Genomic DNA, 13,465 nt, shown 5'->3' on the forward strand with positions numbered 1-13,465 from the left:
GAGGCGCGGGACGGGAACAGCGTGTCTTGCGGGTATGGAGCAAGCGGGACGAACGGCATGATTCCCCCGTGACCAGTCATCAAGTGGAACGCCATATTCGGCGATTGCACCCTACGAAGCTAGCAGCGCCGCGTACATACCTTGTTCAAAGCTCAAAAGCTTGAGGACGATCTGAGGCGGTCGGCGGCGGCAGCGACCGCGTCGGCGACCTCCTCGACGGTGTGCCCGTCGGTGGCGACGCACAGGTCCCCCAGGGCGGCGCGGTCCAGCGCATCGGCGTCGGCCGCCGCGGCGTCGGCGGCCTGGAGCAGCCGCGCGGTGGGCCGCCCCTTCAGCGGATCGCCGGGCTGCGCCCAGCTGCCGCCCCGCCCGCGGCTCAGGATCCGCCGCACCAGCTCCTCACGCCCCGCGTGGAGCCGGCAGACCGTCACGGTGGCCGGGGCCAGCGCATCGGCGTACGTCCTGATCGCGGACTCGTCCTCGGCCTGGCCGACGACCGTCAGGCACCGCGCCCCCGCCGCGTGGTACGTCTGCCATACGGCGGCCAGGTTACGGGCCTTCAGCCGGTGGTTGCCGGGGTCGTCGGCCGGGGCGGGGGCGCAGCAGCCGATCTGGTCGAGGTCGAGGTAGGCGGCCATATGTTCGGCGGCCAGGGCCCTTTGAAAGAGCGTGAAGCCGACCGTCGACTTCCCGACGCCCGTGGCCCCGCACAGCCACAGGACCGAACCCTCGGCGGGCCTGAGTGGCGGGGACGGCCGTTCAAAGGCGGTGGCGGGGGCGGCCGGGACCGGCCATCCGCCGGTGCGCTCCCGTACCCGCCGCGCCACCTCGGTCACCGACAGCCCGCTGGTGTCCACGCACACATCGCCGATGTCGCTCGCGTCCATGGCCTCGGCGTCCCGCAGCGCGTCCGCGATGGCCACGGTCGACCCCGTACGCCCCAACAGCCGCCGCCTCAGCTCGTCCTGGCCGACGCGCAGCCGGCATACGGTCAGCGCGGCGCCCGGGATCCGGTCGGCGTGCACGCCGCGAGCGGTGTCGACGACACCGGACACGACGACACACCGCGCCCCCGTCGCCCGGTAGCCGGCCACCACCGCGCCGACGTTCCGCGCCTGCATCAGATGGCGGCCCGGGTCCGCGGCCGGTTCGGGATAGCAGATGCCCAGCTGGTCGACGTCCACATAGCCGGCCGCGACACCGGCCCGCCCGAGCTCGGCGTAGATCTCCCAGCCGACCTCGGTCTTCCCCGCCCCCGGCGGACCGCACAGCCACAGCACGGGGATCGGCTCGCCGCTCACCACTTCACCTCGGCAACAACTCCATCTGTTACGCCACCACCGGGCCCCGCCCCGGCGCCCCCGCCTCGTGGTCCAGCCGGGGGTCGGACGCCAGCACCGCCTGCTGGAGGCGCTGCAGCTTCGCCGACGGCTCGATTCCCAGCTCCTCCGTCATGGCCAGGCGCAGCCGCTGGTAGACCGCGAGGGCGCGGGTGCGCTGGCCGGAGCGGTGGAGGGCGAGCATGTAGTGACCGTGCATGCCCTCGTGGAAGCGGTGCTCGACGACGAGCGAGGCCAGATCGCTCAGCGCCTCCTGGTGGCCGCCGAGCCGCAGCCGGGTCTCGATGCTGCGCTCGGTGACCGTGAGCCGGGACTGTTCGAGCCGGGCGACCTCGGCCTGCAGGGGGCGTCCGTGCGGCGCGACGTCGACCAGGGCCGGGCCCTGCCAGACCGACAGGGCCCGCCGGAAGGCCGTATCGGCGGCCCGCTCGTCGCCTGCCTCCAGCGCGTGTTCGCCCTCGGCGACGCGGTCGCGGTAGCGGTGGACGTCGAGCTGGCCGTAGCGCAGCGCCAGGGCGTAGCCGCCGGGCCTGGTCTGCAGCACGTCCCGGGCGACCGCGGCCGACGGGACGCCGAGCGCCTGGGCGAGCAGCTTGCGCAGGTGCAGGACGTACGTCTGGAGCGTGGTCAGCCCGGTGCGCGGCGGCCGCTCGCCCCACAGCTCGGTCATCAGGGACTGTACGGGCACCATCCGGCCGTCGTTGAGCAGCAGCAGGGACAGGACCTTGCGCGGCTTCATCGCGCTGGGCACCGCCGACTGGTCGCCGTGGCGCAGCGTCAGCGGTCCGAGGACGCTCACATGCATGGGTGGAGCCACCTCCTCACACATCACCTGCGGTACGCGCGTACGAACAGGTCGGCGGCCCTCTCGCAGATGGCCGCGGCTTCGTGCCCGGGCAGCGGGCGGGTGCCGTACATCGACTGGTGCAGGCCCTGCTGGACGAGCAGGGCGACGAACTGGCGGGCGACGGTGGCCGGGTCGTCGACGCTCAGCTCGCCGCGCTCGGTGCGGCGGGTGAGCAGATCGACGAGGTACGTCACGAGCTGCTGGGGCTCGCCGTCCGCGCAGGCCGGGCGGAGCGAGGGATGGCGGGCCACCTCGGAGATGACCAGGCGGCGCAGTGCGGAGGCGCGCTCGTCGAGCAGCACCTGGAGCACCCGGTGACCGAAGGAGACCAGGGCAGTCGAGACGTCGGCCTCGGCGTCCACCGCGCCCTCGCCTCCGGGTTCGCCCTCGGTTCTGGGTTCGTCGGCGAGCTCAGGAGTGAGGTCGTCGGCGAGATCGGGGGTGAAGCGGGCGGCCACCCGCTCCCGTTCGCCCTCGACGGCCGCGAGGAACAGCCGCTGTTTGTCCCCGAAGTGGTTGTAGACGGTCTGCTTGGACACATGGGCCTCGTCGGCTATGACGTCCACGCTCGCCCGGGTGTATCCCTCGCGCAGGAAGACGGCGACGGCCGCCTCCAATATGGCCTGCCGCTTGGCGGGCTGAGGGCCCGCCGGCCGGCCCACGGCGCCGCGTGGCCGCGGCGCGCTGTCCGTCCGCAAGGCTCCGTCCTCCTGACTCACCGACTCCGATGCGCACTTGCCCCGGATGGACTTGCGAGTCTAGCCTTCCATCACTTCACTGGACTAGTCGGTCCAGTCCAAAAAATTACGACCCCACGTCCCACGAGGAGAGAGCTCCATGAGCGCACCGGAGAACAGCGACGCCCTGCGCCATCTCACCCTGGCGCCCGAGGCGCAGAACCAGCTGTTCCTGGAGGCCCGTACGGCCAACACGTTCACCGACGAGCCGGTCACGGACGAACAGGTCCGCGCCATCTACGAACTGGTCAAGTTCGCCCCCACCTCGATGAACCAGCAGCCGCTGCGCGTGGTCCTGGTGCGCTCCGAGGAGGCCCGCGCCCGCCTCGTGTCCCATATGACGGGGCGCAACCAAGAGAAGACGGGGAAGGCGCCGCTGGTCGCGGTCCTCGCGGCCGACCTGGACTTCCACGAGGAGCTGCCCAAGCTGGTGCCGTTCATGGAGAACCCGCAGGACGTCTTCGCGGAGCCGAACTTCCGCGAGGCCTCCGCTCGGTTCAACGCCGCGCTGCAGGTGGGCTACTTCATCCTGGGCGTACGCGCGGCCGGGCTCGCCGCCGGGCCGATGATCGGCTTCGACCACGAGGCCGTGTCCAAGGAGTTCTTCGAGGACGGCCGGCACCGGGCGGTGTGCGTCGTCAACATCGGCATGCCGGGGCCCGACGCCTGGATGGGCCGGCTGCCGCGCCTGGAGTACGACGAGGTCGTCACGACCGTCTGACCGGGCCGCCTCATGAACAGACCGCCTGTGCCCCGACGGCGGGGCGCAGGCGGTCGTCTTTCTGCTTCTTGGAACTTCTTGGAACTTCTTGGAACTCAGCTCTCGATCAGCTCATGGAACGCGACGGTGTCGAAGATGTCCTCCATCCTCGTCGCCCTGCCGTCCCGCATCGTCCAGGAGTGGACGAAGTCCAAGGTCGCGGTGGTGCCGGTACGCGAGGTCACCTCGCGGGTGCCCAGGACGATGACCCGGTCCCCCTGCTCGATGAACTCCTGAGGGCTGAGCTTCATCCCGCCGAGCACGGTCGGGACATGGGCCAGGAATTCCTTGATCCCGGCATGGCCCAGCTTGGTGCCGCCGAGGCCGTACTTGGCCATCCCGTCCGGGTGGACCCACTCCACGTCCGGGTGCATCCCCGAGAGGATCCCCTCGACGTCCCGGTCGCGGAAGCCCGCGTAGCACGCCCGGATGGCCTCGATGTTCTGTGACGCCACGGTTGTTCGCATCTCCTCGGTGTCTTCTCGGTTCAGGCGGCGGAAGCGCCCGGGCGCGGCTTGACGTGGTCGGGGTACAGCGCCTCGAGGGTCTGCCGTACGCCCTCGCGCCACGGCACCCGGCAGGGGCCGGTGAGCTCCAGCCGCCGCGCGGGGTCGAACTGGTAGGTCTCCCGGGTGACCTCGCTGGGCACCAGCTTGGCCTCGACGCCGGTGAGCTCTTCGAGGTAGCGCACGCAGTCCGTCATGCCCACCGGCTCGTCACCGCCCCAGTTGACCAGCGTGGCGGGCACGGACGCGGCGGCCCACAGCTCGGGCACCTGGCTGACCAGGTCGTCGGTGTGCAGCAGCGAGCACCAGTTCTGGCCCTCCAGCGGCACCGGTATCGGCTCACCGGCCAGCATCCGCTTGAAGTAGAGCATCGGCACCCCGCCGTAGCCCCCGGGCCCGTACGCGATGTTGAGCCGGGCGATGGTGGTCGGCAGGTTCAGCACGCTCGCGAAGGCCCGTACGGCGCCCTCGGCGGCGATCTTGCCCACGGGGTAGGCGGGCAGCCAGTCGGCGACGCCGTCGACCGGGTCGTCCTCGGCGTACGGGTGGTCCAGGGTCTGCCGCTTGTAGAGCGCGCCGGTCGAGACGTACAGGAACGCCTCCGCGCCGCGGCAGTGGGTCATCAGCCGGCCGCAGGCGACGGAGTTGACCTCGATCGCGGCGTTGAAGTCACCGTCCTCGCCGCGCCGCACCGCCGAGTGGATGACGTGGGTGAAGTCGTCGGGGAGCCCGTCGTACGCGGCGCCGCCGAGATCGTTCATGTCCCAGTGGTACGTCCTGATCCCGTGGGCTCTCAGCTCCTCCTCGACGCCCGGGGTGGCGAACCGGCCCAGGCACCACACCTCGTTGTGCTCGGCCAGCGCCTCGGCCACCGGGCGGCCGACCTGCCCGCTGCCGCCCGTGACCAGGATCTTCTTGCCTTTCAACGTGCTCTTCTCCTCTTGCCGGCGCTACTCGCGCGCTCGTTACCCGCCGCCGCTCGTTACTCGGCGTCGCTCGCTACTCGCCGTCGCCCAGCGCGCGGTCGAGTTCCCTGCGCAGGATGGCCTGGAAGGTCGCGACGTGCTGGGGCCCCATCAGGGTGTAGTGCTCGCCGGGCACGTCGATATAGCGGTTGGCCTCGGTGGTGTGCTCGTCCCACCTGCGCAGCTCGTTGTCGAGCCAGTCCTCCTTGGTGCCGCGCAGCGGGATGGCGTAGAAGACCGTCATCGAACGGGTGGTGCCGGCGGGCGTATAGCTGCGGCCGAGGTCGGTGAGCCCGTTGGCGAGCTCGGCCCAGGCCGTGAACTTGTCCAGGTCCAGATCGAGCTCGGCCAGCCGGCCCTGCGGGGCGATCGTGAGGAAGTGCGCCAGCTGCTCCTCCTTGGGCAGCCCGCGCAGCTGCCCGGGGAGGTCGAGGGACTGCTTCTTGTTGATCAGGTCGAGGAAGAACGCGAGATTGGTCGCGGTCTCGATGAAGTCCAGCTCGTCCATGCGGGACTTGATATGCGGTGGGAGGTTGAAGCTCCCGACGAAGTCGACGCGCTCGCCCTGCGCCTCCAGCTCCTTGGCGATCTCGAAGGCCACAGCGCCGCCGTACGAGTAGCCGGCGACGGCGTACGGGCCGTGCGGCTGGGTGGCGCGGATGGCCTCGACATACGTGGCGACCATCTCCTCGAAGCTCGCGAAGGGCCGCTCGCCCTCGTTGAACCCCCGGGCGCGCAGGGCGTAGAAGGGCCGGTCGCCGACGAAGTACTTGGCGAGGTTGACGAAGACCAGGACCTCGCCGACGCCCGGGTGCACACAGAACAGCGGCGTCTTGTCGCCCGCGGTCTGCAGCGGCACCACCGGGTCGTACGCCACGGCCGCCGCCGATCCGCCCTCGCCGAGCCGGGCCGCGAGGGCGCGCACGGAGGGGGCGGTGAGCACGGTGATGATCGGCAGGTCCACGACGCCCAGGCGGCGGCCCACCTGGCGGCGCAGCCGCAGGATGTCCAGCGAGGTCCCGCCGAGGTCGAAGAAGCTCGCGGTGACGCTGACCTCGTCCGGGGCCAGGTCGAACATCTCGGCATAGATTTCGGCGAGCACCCGCTCGGTCTCGCCCTCCGGTGCGGTGTACCCGCCGAGCCTGCGGGTGGTCAGCTCGGCGACGCGCGCGATGACGTCGTCGAAGCCGCCGGACTCCAGGCGGATACGCATCCGCCGGCGCAGCGTCTTGCCCAGGCTGGTCTTGGGGAACGCCTCCTTGGGCAGCGGCAGGATGAGGGAGGGCCGGAACCCCCAGTGCATCACCACGGTGGAGCGCACGGCGGTGAGCAGCCGGTACAGGCCCGCCTCGTCGCCCTCCGCCACCTCGGGGCTGACCATCTCGGGGCTGACCGCGATCACCAGCTGCTCGGTGTCGCTGCCCGGCCGCCGGGTCGGGAAGGCCGCGACATAGCCGCCGGCCACGCCGTCCAGCTGCTCGAGCGCCGCCTCCATCTCATGGCTGAAGTAGTTGACGCCATTGACGATGATGCTGTCCTTGCTGCGCCCGACCAGGGTGAGCCGGCCGTCGTCGATACGGCCCAGATCGCCGCTGCGGAACCAGCCGTCGGGGGTGAAGGCCTCGCGGGTGGCCTCCTCGTTGTTGTAGTAGCCCGCCGTGATCATCGGGCCGCTGAGCTGCAACTCCCCCACTTCGCCCGCGGGCAGCGCGCGATGCTCGTCGTCGGCCACCCGGATGGTCAGCGCCTTGACGGGCGTGCCGAGGTTGGCGAACTCCTGGCCCGCGTCGACGTCCGGGAAGTCGCGGTTGTAGATGCTGCCGGCGCAGGTCTCGGTCATGCCGAAGGCGGGCCACAGCGCGGACCGCCGCAGGCCGTACGGAGCGTAGTTGGCGAGAAACGCCTCACCGGTGGCGACGACATTGGCCTCGCCGCCGCTCACGATGTGGCGCAGCGCGCTCAGATCAAGCCGCTCCTCGTCTGCGAATTCATGGGCCGCGGAATTAAGCGGGCCGAGGAGGAAATTCGGGGTGAAGGTCATCGTCACCTTGTGACGGGAGATGATGCGCAGGAACCGCTGCGGCTCCTCGAGGATGACGGAGGCCGGGGCGTGCAATTGGTTCGCGCCCACGTAAAGCGGCAGCAGATGCGCTTCCAGAAGCGCCGCGACATGGTCGTAGGAAATCCAGTTGAAGGTGGTGTCGGCGGCGGTGAGCTGCTGCTTGTCCGACTTCCCTGCCATGGACGCCAGAAGGTTTCCATGGGAGAGCATCACGGCTTTGGAATTTCCGGTGGAGCCGGAAGTCAGGACCAGCAGGGCGAGGTCTTCCGGCGCGGCCCGGTGGATGTCCGGCGCGGGTTCACCGCCACCGAGCCCTTCCACCGGGGCCACGGCGAGCCCCGGCACATCGGGCAGCTCGGCGCGCGTCGCCTCGGTGGTGACCAGCAGCGGACGGTCGAGCAGCCGGTCGACATGGGCGAGCTGCGCGGCCCAGCGGGCGGGGTCGCCCAGCACCGGCACCATGGGGCAGGGGACGAACCCGCCCAGCAGACAGGCCCAGAAAACGGAGAGAAATTCCCGCTGGTCATCCAGCAGCAGCGCGACCTTGTCGCCGGTCCTCAGCCCACGGGACCGCAGGCCGGTGAGCAATCGGAGCGCGGAATCGAGGAGTTCGGAATAGGGCTGGCGTATGGATTCGCCCTCCGCACCGTCGGGCAAGTAACCTACCCCCGAATAGGGGTACTCCACCGCTGCTCTGACCAGCAGCTGGGCCACGGAACGCAGTTCCTGGGCATCTTCGGGCGTTGAGTATTTCAAGGACTGTCTCGACATGACCCATTTGACCCTTCCCCCCCGATTCTGAGGCCCTGAAGGTAACAGCCTCGAACATTCGCACTCCATGACTCTCCAGTCAGGCTCTAGCAGCGCTCTAGCGAATCCCGGCCGGCCGCCACCCGCACCGAATCAGCCACCCCGGCACCCCTGGGGTCACCGCTTGACTCCCCGGGTCCGCGATATATCGTGTCTACCAGAAGACGCGATATGTTGCGTCGCGTCTGCCGCGGGGTCCGGTCAGGGGTCCCGCCAGCGCCCAGCCAGGGGAGGCCAGGGATGTCAGGCCAGTCCAAGTGGTCGTTGACCGAACCACAGAAGCTCACCTTCGACGACCTCGTATCCACCCTCCAGGTGCGCGTCGTGGGCGGCACCGTCAACGTCGTCGGGACCGACACCGGCCCCGCCCGCCTGGAGCTCACGGAGATCGACGGCCCGCCGCTGACCGTCACCCACGAGGACGGCACGCTGAAGGTCGGATACGACGACGTGCCATGGAAGGGCTGGCTCAAGTGGCTCGACCACAAGGGCTGGAACCGTACGGTCCATCTCACCCTCGCCGTGCCCACCGACACCAGCGCCTCGGTCGGCACCATCGGCGCCGGAGCCGTCGTCTCCGGGCTCACCGGCCGCACCGAAGTGCACGGCGTCACCGGCGACGTCACCCTGCTCGGGCTGACCGGCCCGGTCCACGCCGACACCGTCTCGGGGCGGGTCGAAGCCCAGGCCGTCACCGGCCGGCTGCGCTTCAACTCCGTCAACGGCGACCTGACCGTCATCGAGGGCTCGGGTCAGTCCGTCCACGCGGACACCGTCAGCGGTGACATCGTGCTCGACCTCGCCGCCACGACCACCTCGGGCGGCGCGGACATCGCCCTCAACACCGTGTCCGGCGAGATCGCGATCCGGCTGCCGCACCCCGCCGACGCCGAGGTCGAGGCGCACACCACCAGCGGAGCGGTCTCCAACGCCTTCGAGGATCTGCGGGTCACCGGCCAGTGGGGGGCCAAGCGTGTCTCCGGCCGGCTCGGCGCGGGCAGCGGCCGGCTCAAGGCCACCACCGTCACGGGCGCGATAGCGCTGCTGCGCCGCCCGCCCACCGAAGAGGACGCCCCCACGCAAGGCCCTGACCGCCCCGAAGGAAAGGTCCTCTGATGGCCCCCGTATTCGCCCACGGCCGGCTGCGGCTCTACCTCCTCAAGCTGCTCGACGAGGCACCGCGCCACGGCTACGAGGTCATCCGCCTGCTGGAGGAGCGCTTCCAGGGCCTGTACGCGCCCTCCGCCGGCACCGTGTACCCCCGCCTGGCCAAGCTGGAGGCCGAGGGCCTGGTCACGCACACCACCGAGGGCGGCCGCAAGGTCTACTCCATCACCGACGCCGGCCGTGCCGAACTGGCCGACCGCGGCGGCGAGCTGGCCGACCTGGAGGTCGAGATCCGCGAGTCCGTCGCCGAGCTCGCCGCCGAGATCCGGGAGGACGTACGCGGCTCCGCCAGCGATCTGCGGCGCGAGATGCGGGAGGCGGCGCAGCAGGCCCGCACCTCGGGCAACACCTCCGGCACGAAGGGCGGGAAGGGCGGGAAGCGCGGGTCGTGGGAGGGCCCGTGGGGGGACAAGGAGGCATGGCGGCTGGCGAAGGAGGAGATGCGGCGCGCCAAGGACGAGTGGAAGGAGCAGGCGCGCCGGGCCAAGGAGGAGAGCCGCCGCGCCCGGCAGGACGCCCAGCGCGCCCGGCAGCAGGCGAAGGACGCCCAGGACTTGGCGCGCGAGGAGGTCCAGCGGATGGCCCGGCGGCTGCAGGAGCAGACGCAGGAACACCTGAGGACGGGCGACTGGCAGAGCGCCGTACGCGAGGGGCTGGCCGAGGTGTCGCGCGGCATAGGGCGTATCTCACGGCAGGGCGCGGGGGCCGCGGAGCACGCTGAGCCGGAGTACGTCGTCGAGCGCGCGGACGCGCCCAAGGCGGCGGGGCACGAGCCCAAGGCGGACGCGCCCAAGGCGGCGGCCGGGCACGAGCCGGAGTGGGCAGGGCATGAGCCGGAATGGGCCCGGGACTTCACCCCGTCCGGCGACCCCGCCCGCGATCTGGACCGGCTCCTGGACCGCTTCCGCGACGACATCCGCGACACGGCCCGCGACCACGGCGTGAGCGCCGCCCACGCGGCCGAGGCCCGACGGCGGCTCGCGGCGACCGCGGCGCAGATCACGGCTCTGCTGCGGGGGCAGGTGAAGGAATAGGCCCCGCCCTCCCCATGCGCTGGCTATCCTTCGCCCTCGGCTTCCCCCCGCTTCCGCCGCCTCGCCAGGTTCTCGTCCGAGTCTCATCCGAAGAGGTAAAAGTGACGCAGTACCAAGCCCTCGCCCGCCGCATGTGGCACCAGCTGGAACCGGTGCACGCCAGCCTCTACTTCGCCCCGCAGGCGTACGAGGAGGCCGCGGCGCTCGGCTACGACGTCGAGTCCCGCTGGCCCAGCTACTTCGCGTGGCGGGCCGCCCCGCTGGGCGCGGTCGGCCCCGAGCTGGTGACGGCCACCTTCTACAGCTTCAGCCCGCGCACGATAGCCGAGTACATCCCCGCCGTCTGGGCGACGGCCGCCCCCGACGCGGTGGTGGCGGCTCGGCTGCGCGCGGTCGACCGTACGTTCCGCGCGCTGCTCGGCGACCGGGTCGGCGGGCAGGACATCGCCGAGGCCGCGGCGCTGGCCAAGGAGGCGGCCGGGGCCGCGCCCCTGGGCGCCCGCCCCCTCGGCGCCGCCAACCGCGGCCTCGGCTGGTCCGACGAGCCGCATCTGGCCCTGTGGCAGGCCATCACCGTGCTCCGGGAGCACCGCGGTGACGGCCACCTGGCCGCGCTGCTCACCGCCGGTCTCGACCCGTGCGAGGCGCTGGTGTCCTTCGCGGGGGTCGGCGCCGCCCCGAAGGAGAACTTCGACGGCCGCGGCTGGACCGCGGAGGAGTGGAGCGCCGCGGCCCGCCGGCTGGCCGAGCGCGGCTGGCTCGACGCGGACGGGAACGCGACCGAGCGCGGCCGTCAGGGCCGCGACGCGATCGAGCGGCAGACGGACGAACTGGCCGCGGCGCCCTGGCGCGCGCTGGGCGCCGAGCGGGCCGAGCGCCTGGCGGAACTGGTGCATCCGCTGCTCGCGGCGGTGTTCGAGGCGGGCATGCTGCCCGCCCAGAGCACGCTGGGCATCGCCGCGGTCCAGGTCGCGTACGCGTAGCGAACACGGCGGGACGGAGCGCGAACAGGGTGAGGGTGGCGTCCAGGTCACGTAGGCCCGGCGAACGCCCTTGACCTCAACCGCAGTTGAGGTATCAGGATCGCGGGCGGGGGCTGACGGAGGCGAAGCAGCCCCCGTCAGCCCCCGTCCGCGAACCTGAAGGAGCCCCCATGCCCGGCGCCCCCAACCCCCTCCCCGACCTCGCGCGCCCCGACGTCGGCGCCGCTCTGTTCTCCACCTGGAGCGTAGGCACGCCCGAGCGGCAGCGGGCGACGGCGGACGCCGTCGCCGCCAGCTGGGACTCCCGCCCCTGGCCGAGCCCGGAGCTGCTGTCGCAGAACCTCTACGTGGGAACGGACGGCGACACGCTGTTCCACCACGCCCAGTGGACGAGCGAGGAGGCGTACCACGCGTTCGTCCGCACCCAGCGCCAGGAGCGGGTCGACCAGATCGACGCCGCCGTTCCGGGGATCAAGCGCAACGGCATCGCCAACTACCGCCGCTACCGCGGCTTCGACACCCGGACGGAGGACGATCCGCGAGTGCCCGGGTGCATCGCCGTCATCGAGCTCGACTTCGACGACCCGGACCTGCGGCGCCAGTGGATCGACCTGGTCATCGAGGCCCTGGAGACGGACCCCGACCCGAGCCCCGACCTCATCTCCGCCGACTTCCACCTGATCGTCGACGGCGCCCGCCATCTGGCCAACGACCGCACCCGGGCGCTCAACTACGCCCAGTGGACCAGCGAGGAGGCGTACGACGCGGCCATCGCGTCAGCCGCCCCGGGCGTCGGCTCGATGACCCCTCAGTGGGAGCGGATCCGTCAGTTCCCGGGTTTCAGGGGCAGCACGATCAAGCGCTACCGCTTCGAGCGAAGCTTCGTGCGGCCGTAAAGCCGTACAGCCCTGAAAGCAGCCTCAGACCGTCAGCACGACCTTGCCGAAGAGGTCCCCGCCCGCCATCTTCTCGAACCCCTCGCGGGCCCGGTCCAGCGGCAGCACCGAGTCGATGACCGGCCGCACCCCGCGCGCCGCGCAGAAGCTCAGCAGGTCCTCCAGCTCCTCCTTGCTGCCCATCGTGGAGCCGACGACCTTCAGCTCCAGGAAGAAGATCCGGTTGAGCTCCGCGGACTTGGGGCTGGGCCCACTGGTCGCGCCCGAGATGACGAGGGTGCCGCCGGGCTTGAGGGACTTGATGGAGTGCGACCAGGTGGCAGCGCCCACCGTCTCGATCACCGCGTCCACGCGCCGCGGCAGCCGCTCCCCCGGCTCGTACGCGCCCTCGGCGCCCAGGTCGACCGCGCGCTTGCGCTTGGCCTCGTCGCGGCTGGTGGCCAGGACCCGCAGCCCGGCCGCCGCGCCCAGCACGATGGCCGCGGTGGCCACGCCGCCGCCCGCGCCCTGGACGAGGACGCTGTCGCCGGGGCGCACGCCCGCGTTGGTGAAGAGCATGCGGTAGGCGGTCAGCCAGGCCGTCGGCAGGCAGGCGGCCTCCTCGAAGGAGAGCTCCTTGGGCTTGGGCAGCAGATTCCAGGTGGGGACGGCGACCTTCTCCGCGAAGGTGCCCTGGTAGCGCTCGGTGAGGATGGAACGGGGCTCGCGGGGGCCGACGCCGTACCCGCTCTGGCCGATGACCGAGTGGAGGACGACCTCGTTGCCGTCCTCGTCGATCCCGGCCGCGTCACAGCCCAGGATCATCGGCAAGGACTCCTCGCCGAGGCCGACGCCGCGCAGCGACCACAGGTCGTGGTGGTTGAGCGAGGCGGCCTTGACGGTGACGGTCGACCATCCGGGGCGCGTCTCGGGCTCGGGGCGCTGGCCCAGTTCGAGGCCGTTGAGCGGCTGGTCGCGGTCGATACGTGCGGCGTAGGCAGCGAACATGATCCCGACCATAGGCGCGGCAGCCGACCGGCGGAACCACACCACGGTGTGACACGCGCCGCGCGGCCACGCCCGGTGGGTCCAACGGCCGGGCCGCCCGGCGCCCGCGCGGCCGCCGCCTCAGCGGGCGGCAGCGGTCCGCGCGGCGGGCACCCCCGTGGCGCGCACGCCCCGCGCCGCCCCTCGCCGCAGCAGCCAAGCGACCGGGCCGCGGCGGCCCGGCCTCGTGCCGGGCGCCACGGCGGCGATCCCAGTCCGCACCAACAGGCGCGTCGGCGCCGGGGCGCCGGGGGCGCCGCGCCCCCCCCCCCCCCCGCCCGGTGGCCCCCACCGCCCACAGGAGGGTATAAACCAAAGAACGAGCCGGCCGG

At 71.7% G+C, this 13,465-nt stretch carries 12 protein-coding genes; 5 read left to right on the forward strand and 7 right to left on the reverse strand.

The window, feature by feature from the left end; translation table 11 throughout:
• Positions 1–152: 152 nt before the first annotated feature.
• From ACFV2X_RS47285 to ACFV2X_RS47295, 3 genes are read right to left on the reverse strand one after another with little or no spacing between them, the layout of a single operon-like run.
• Positions 153–1,301 (reverse strand): hypothetical protein, encoded by a 1,149-nt coding sequence (locus ACFV2X_RS47285; RefSeq protein WP_385628532.1) that lies wholly within the window; start codon positions 1,299–1,301, stop codon positions 153–155.
• 28 nt (positions 1,302–1,329) lie between these two features.
• Positions 1,330–2,145 carry a BTAD domain-containing putative transcriptional regulator gene (locus ACFV2X_RS47290; protein ID WP_385628534.1) on the reverse strand — a complete coding sequence of 272 codons (816 nt, stop codon included), beginning with the start codon at positions 2,143–2,145 and terminating at the stop codon, positions 1,330–1,332.
• Between the two features lie 23 nt (positions 2,146–2,168).
• Positions 2,169–2,885, reverse strand: a complete 717-nt coding sequence (locus tag ACFV2X_RS47295; protein ID WP_385628537.1) for a TetR/AcrR family transcriptional regulator — start codon at positions 2,883–2,885, stop codon at positions 2,169–2,171.
• A gap of 139 nt (positions 2,886–3,024) precedes the next feature.
• Here ACFV2X_RS47295 and ACFV2X_RS47300 point away from each other — a divergent pair, with 139 nt between their 5' ends.
• Positions 3,025–3,645 (forward strand): malonic semialdehyde reductase, encoded by a 621-nt coding sequence (locus ACFV2X_RS47300; RefSeq protein ID WP_385628540.1) that lies wholly within the window; start codon positions 3,025–3,027, stop codon positions 3,643–3,645.
• A 95-nt stretch (positions 3,646–3,740) separates the two neighbouring features.
• Here ACFV2X_RS47300 and ACFV2X_RS47305 read toward each other — a convergent pair whose 3' ends face one another.
• The 3 genes from ACFV2X_RS47305 to ACFV2X_RS47315 all read right to left on the reverse strand — a co-directional run bounded on the left by ACFV2X_RS47305 (position 3,741) and on the right by ACFV2X_RS47315 (position 7,988).
• Positions 3,741–4,139, reverse strand: coding sequence for a nuclear transport factor 2 family protein (locus tag ACFV2X_RS47305; protein WP_358627806.1), 399 nt, complete (start codon positions 4,137–4,139; stop codon positions 3,741–3,743).
• A 32-nt stretch (positions 4,140–4,171) separates the two neighbouring features.
• Positions 4,172–5,116 (reverse strand): NAD-dependent epimerase/dehydratase family protein, encoded by a 945-nt coding sequence (locus tag ACFV2X_RS47310; protein ID WP_385628544.1) that lies wholly within the window; start codon positions 5,114–5,116, stop codon positions 4,172–4,174.
• Positions 5,117–5,189: 73 nt separating this feature from the next.
• Entirely contained in the window at positions 5,190–7,988 is a 2,799-nt protein-coding gene (locus ACFV2X_RS47315; protein ID WP_385628546.1) for an AMP-binding protein, read from the reverse strand.
• Positions 7,989–8,267: 279 nt separating this feature from the next.
• Between ACFV2X_RS47315 and ACFV2X_RS47320 the strand changes: the two genes are divergently transcribed.
• From ACFV2X_RS47320 to ACFV2X_RS47335, 4 genes are all read left to right on the forward strand, one after another.
• Entirely contained in the window at positions 8,268–9,143 is an 876-nt protein-coding gene (locus ACFV2X_RS47320; RefSeq protein WP_385628548.1) for a DUF4097 domain-containing protein, read from the forward strand.
• Entirely contained in the window at positions 9,143–10,228 is a 1,086-nt protein-coding gene (locus ACFV2X_RS47325; protein ID WP_385628549.1) for a helix-turn-helix transcriptional regulator, read from the forward strand. The genes ACFV2X_RS47320 and ACFV2X_RS47325 overlap by 1 nt, the downstream gene beginning before the upstream one ends.
• Positions 10,229–10,329: 101 nt before the next feature.
• The gene (locus ACFV2X_RS47330) at positions 10,330–11,211 is read left to right on the forward strand and encodes a hypothetical protein (RefSeq protein WP_385628551.1); all 882 of its coding nucleotides are present in this window, start codon (positions 10,330–10,332) and stop codon (positions 11,209–11,211) included.
• A gap of 170 nt (positions 11,212–11,381) precedes the next feature.
• Positions 11,382–12,107, forward strand: a complete 726-nt coding sequence (locus ACFV2X_RS47335; RefSeq protein ID WP_385628554.1) for an antibiotic biosynthesis monooxygenase — start codon at positions 11,382–11,384, stop codon at positions 12,105–12,107.
• A 24-nt stretch (positions 12,108–12,131) separates the two neighbouring features.
• On the opposite strand, the gene ACFV2X_RS47340 is transcribed toward ACFV2X_RS47335, so the two are convergent.
• Positions 12,132–13,094, reverse strand: coding sequence for a zinc-binding dehydrogenase (locus ACFV2X_RS47340; protein ID WP_385628557.1), 963 nt, complete (start codon positions 13,092–13,094; stop codon positions 12,132–12,134).
• Positions 13,095–13,465 lie beyond the last annotated feature (371 nt).

The organism is Streptomyces sp. NPDC059679 (assembly GCF_042734105.1).
Lineage (GTDB): Bacteria > Actinomycetota > Actinomycetes > Streptomycetales > Streptomycetaceae > Streptomyces.

Coding starts and splice junctions, on each gene's coding strand:
- ACFV2X_RS47320 (WP_385628548.1), top strand. CDS start 8,268: ATGTCAGGCCAGTCCAAGTGGTCGTTGACCGAACCACAGAAGCTCACC.
- ACFV2X_RS47325 (WP_385628549.1), top strand. CDS start 9,143: ATGGCCCCCGTATTCGCCCACGGCCGGCTGCGGCTCTACCTCCTCAAG.
- ACFV2X_RS47290 (WP_385628534.1), bottom strand. CDS start 2,145: ATGCATGTGAGCGTCCTCGGACCGCTGACGCTGCGCCACGGCGACCAG.
- ACFV2X_RS47340 (WP_385628557.1), bottom strand. CDS start 13,094: ATGTTCGCTGCCTACGCCGCACGTATCGACCGCGACCAGCCGCTCAAC.
- ACFV2X_RS47300 (WP_385628540.1), top strand. CDS start 3,025: ATGAGCGCACCGGAGAACAGCGACGCCCTGCGCCATCTCACCCTGGCG.
- ACFV2X_RS47335 (WP_385628554.1), top strand. CDS start 11,382: ATGCCCGGCGCCCCCAACCCCCTCCCCGACCTCGCGCGCCCCGACGTC.
- ACFV2X_RS47315 (WP_385628546.1), bottom strand. CDS start 7,988: ATGTCGAGACAGTCCTTGAAATACTCAACGCCCGAAGATGCCCAGGAA.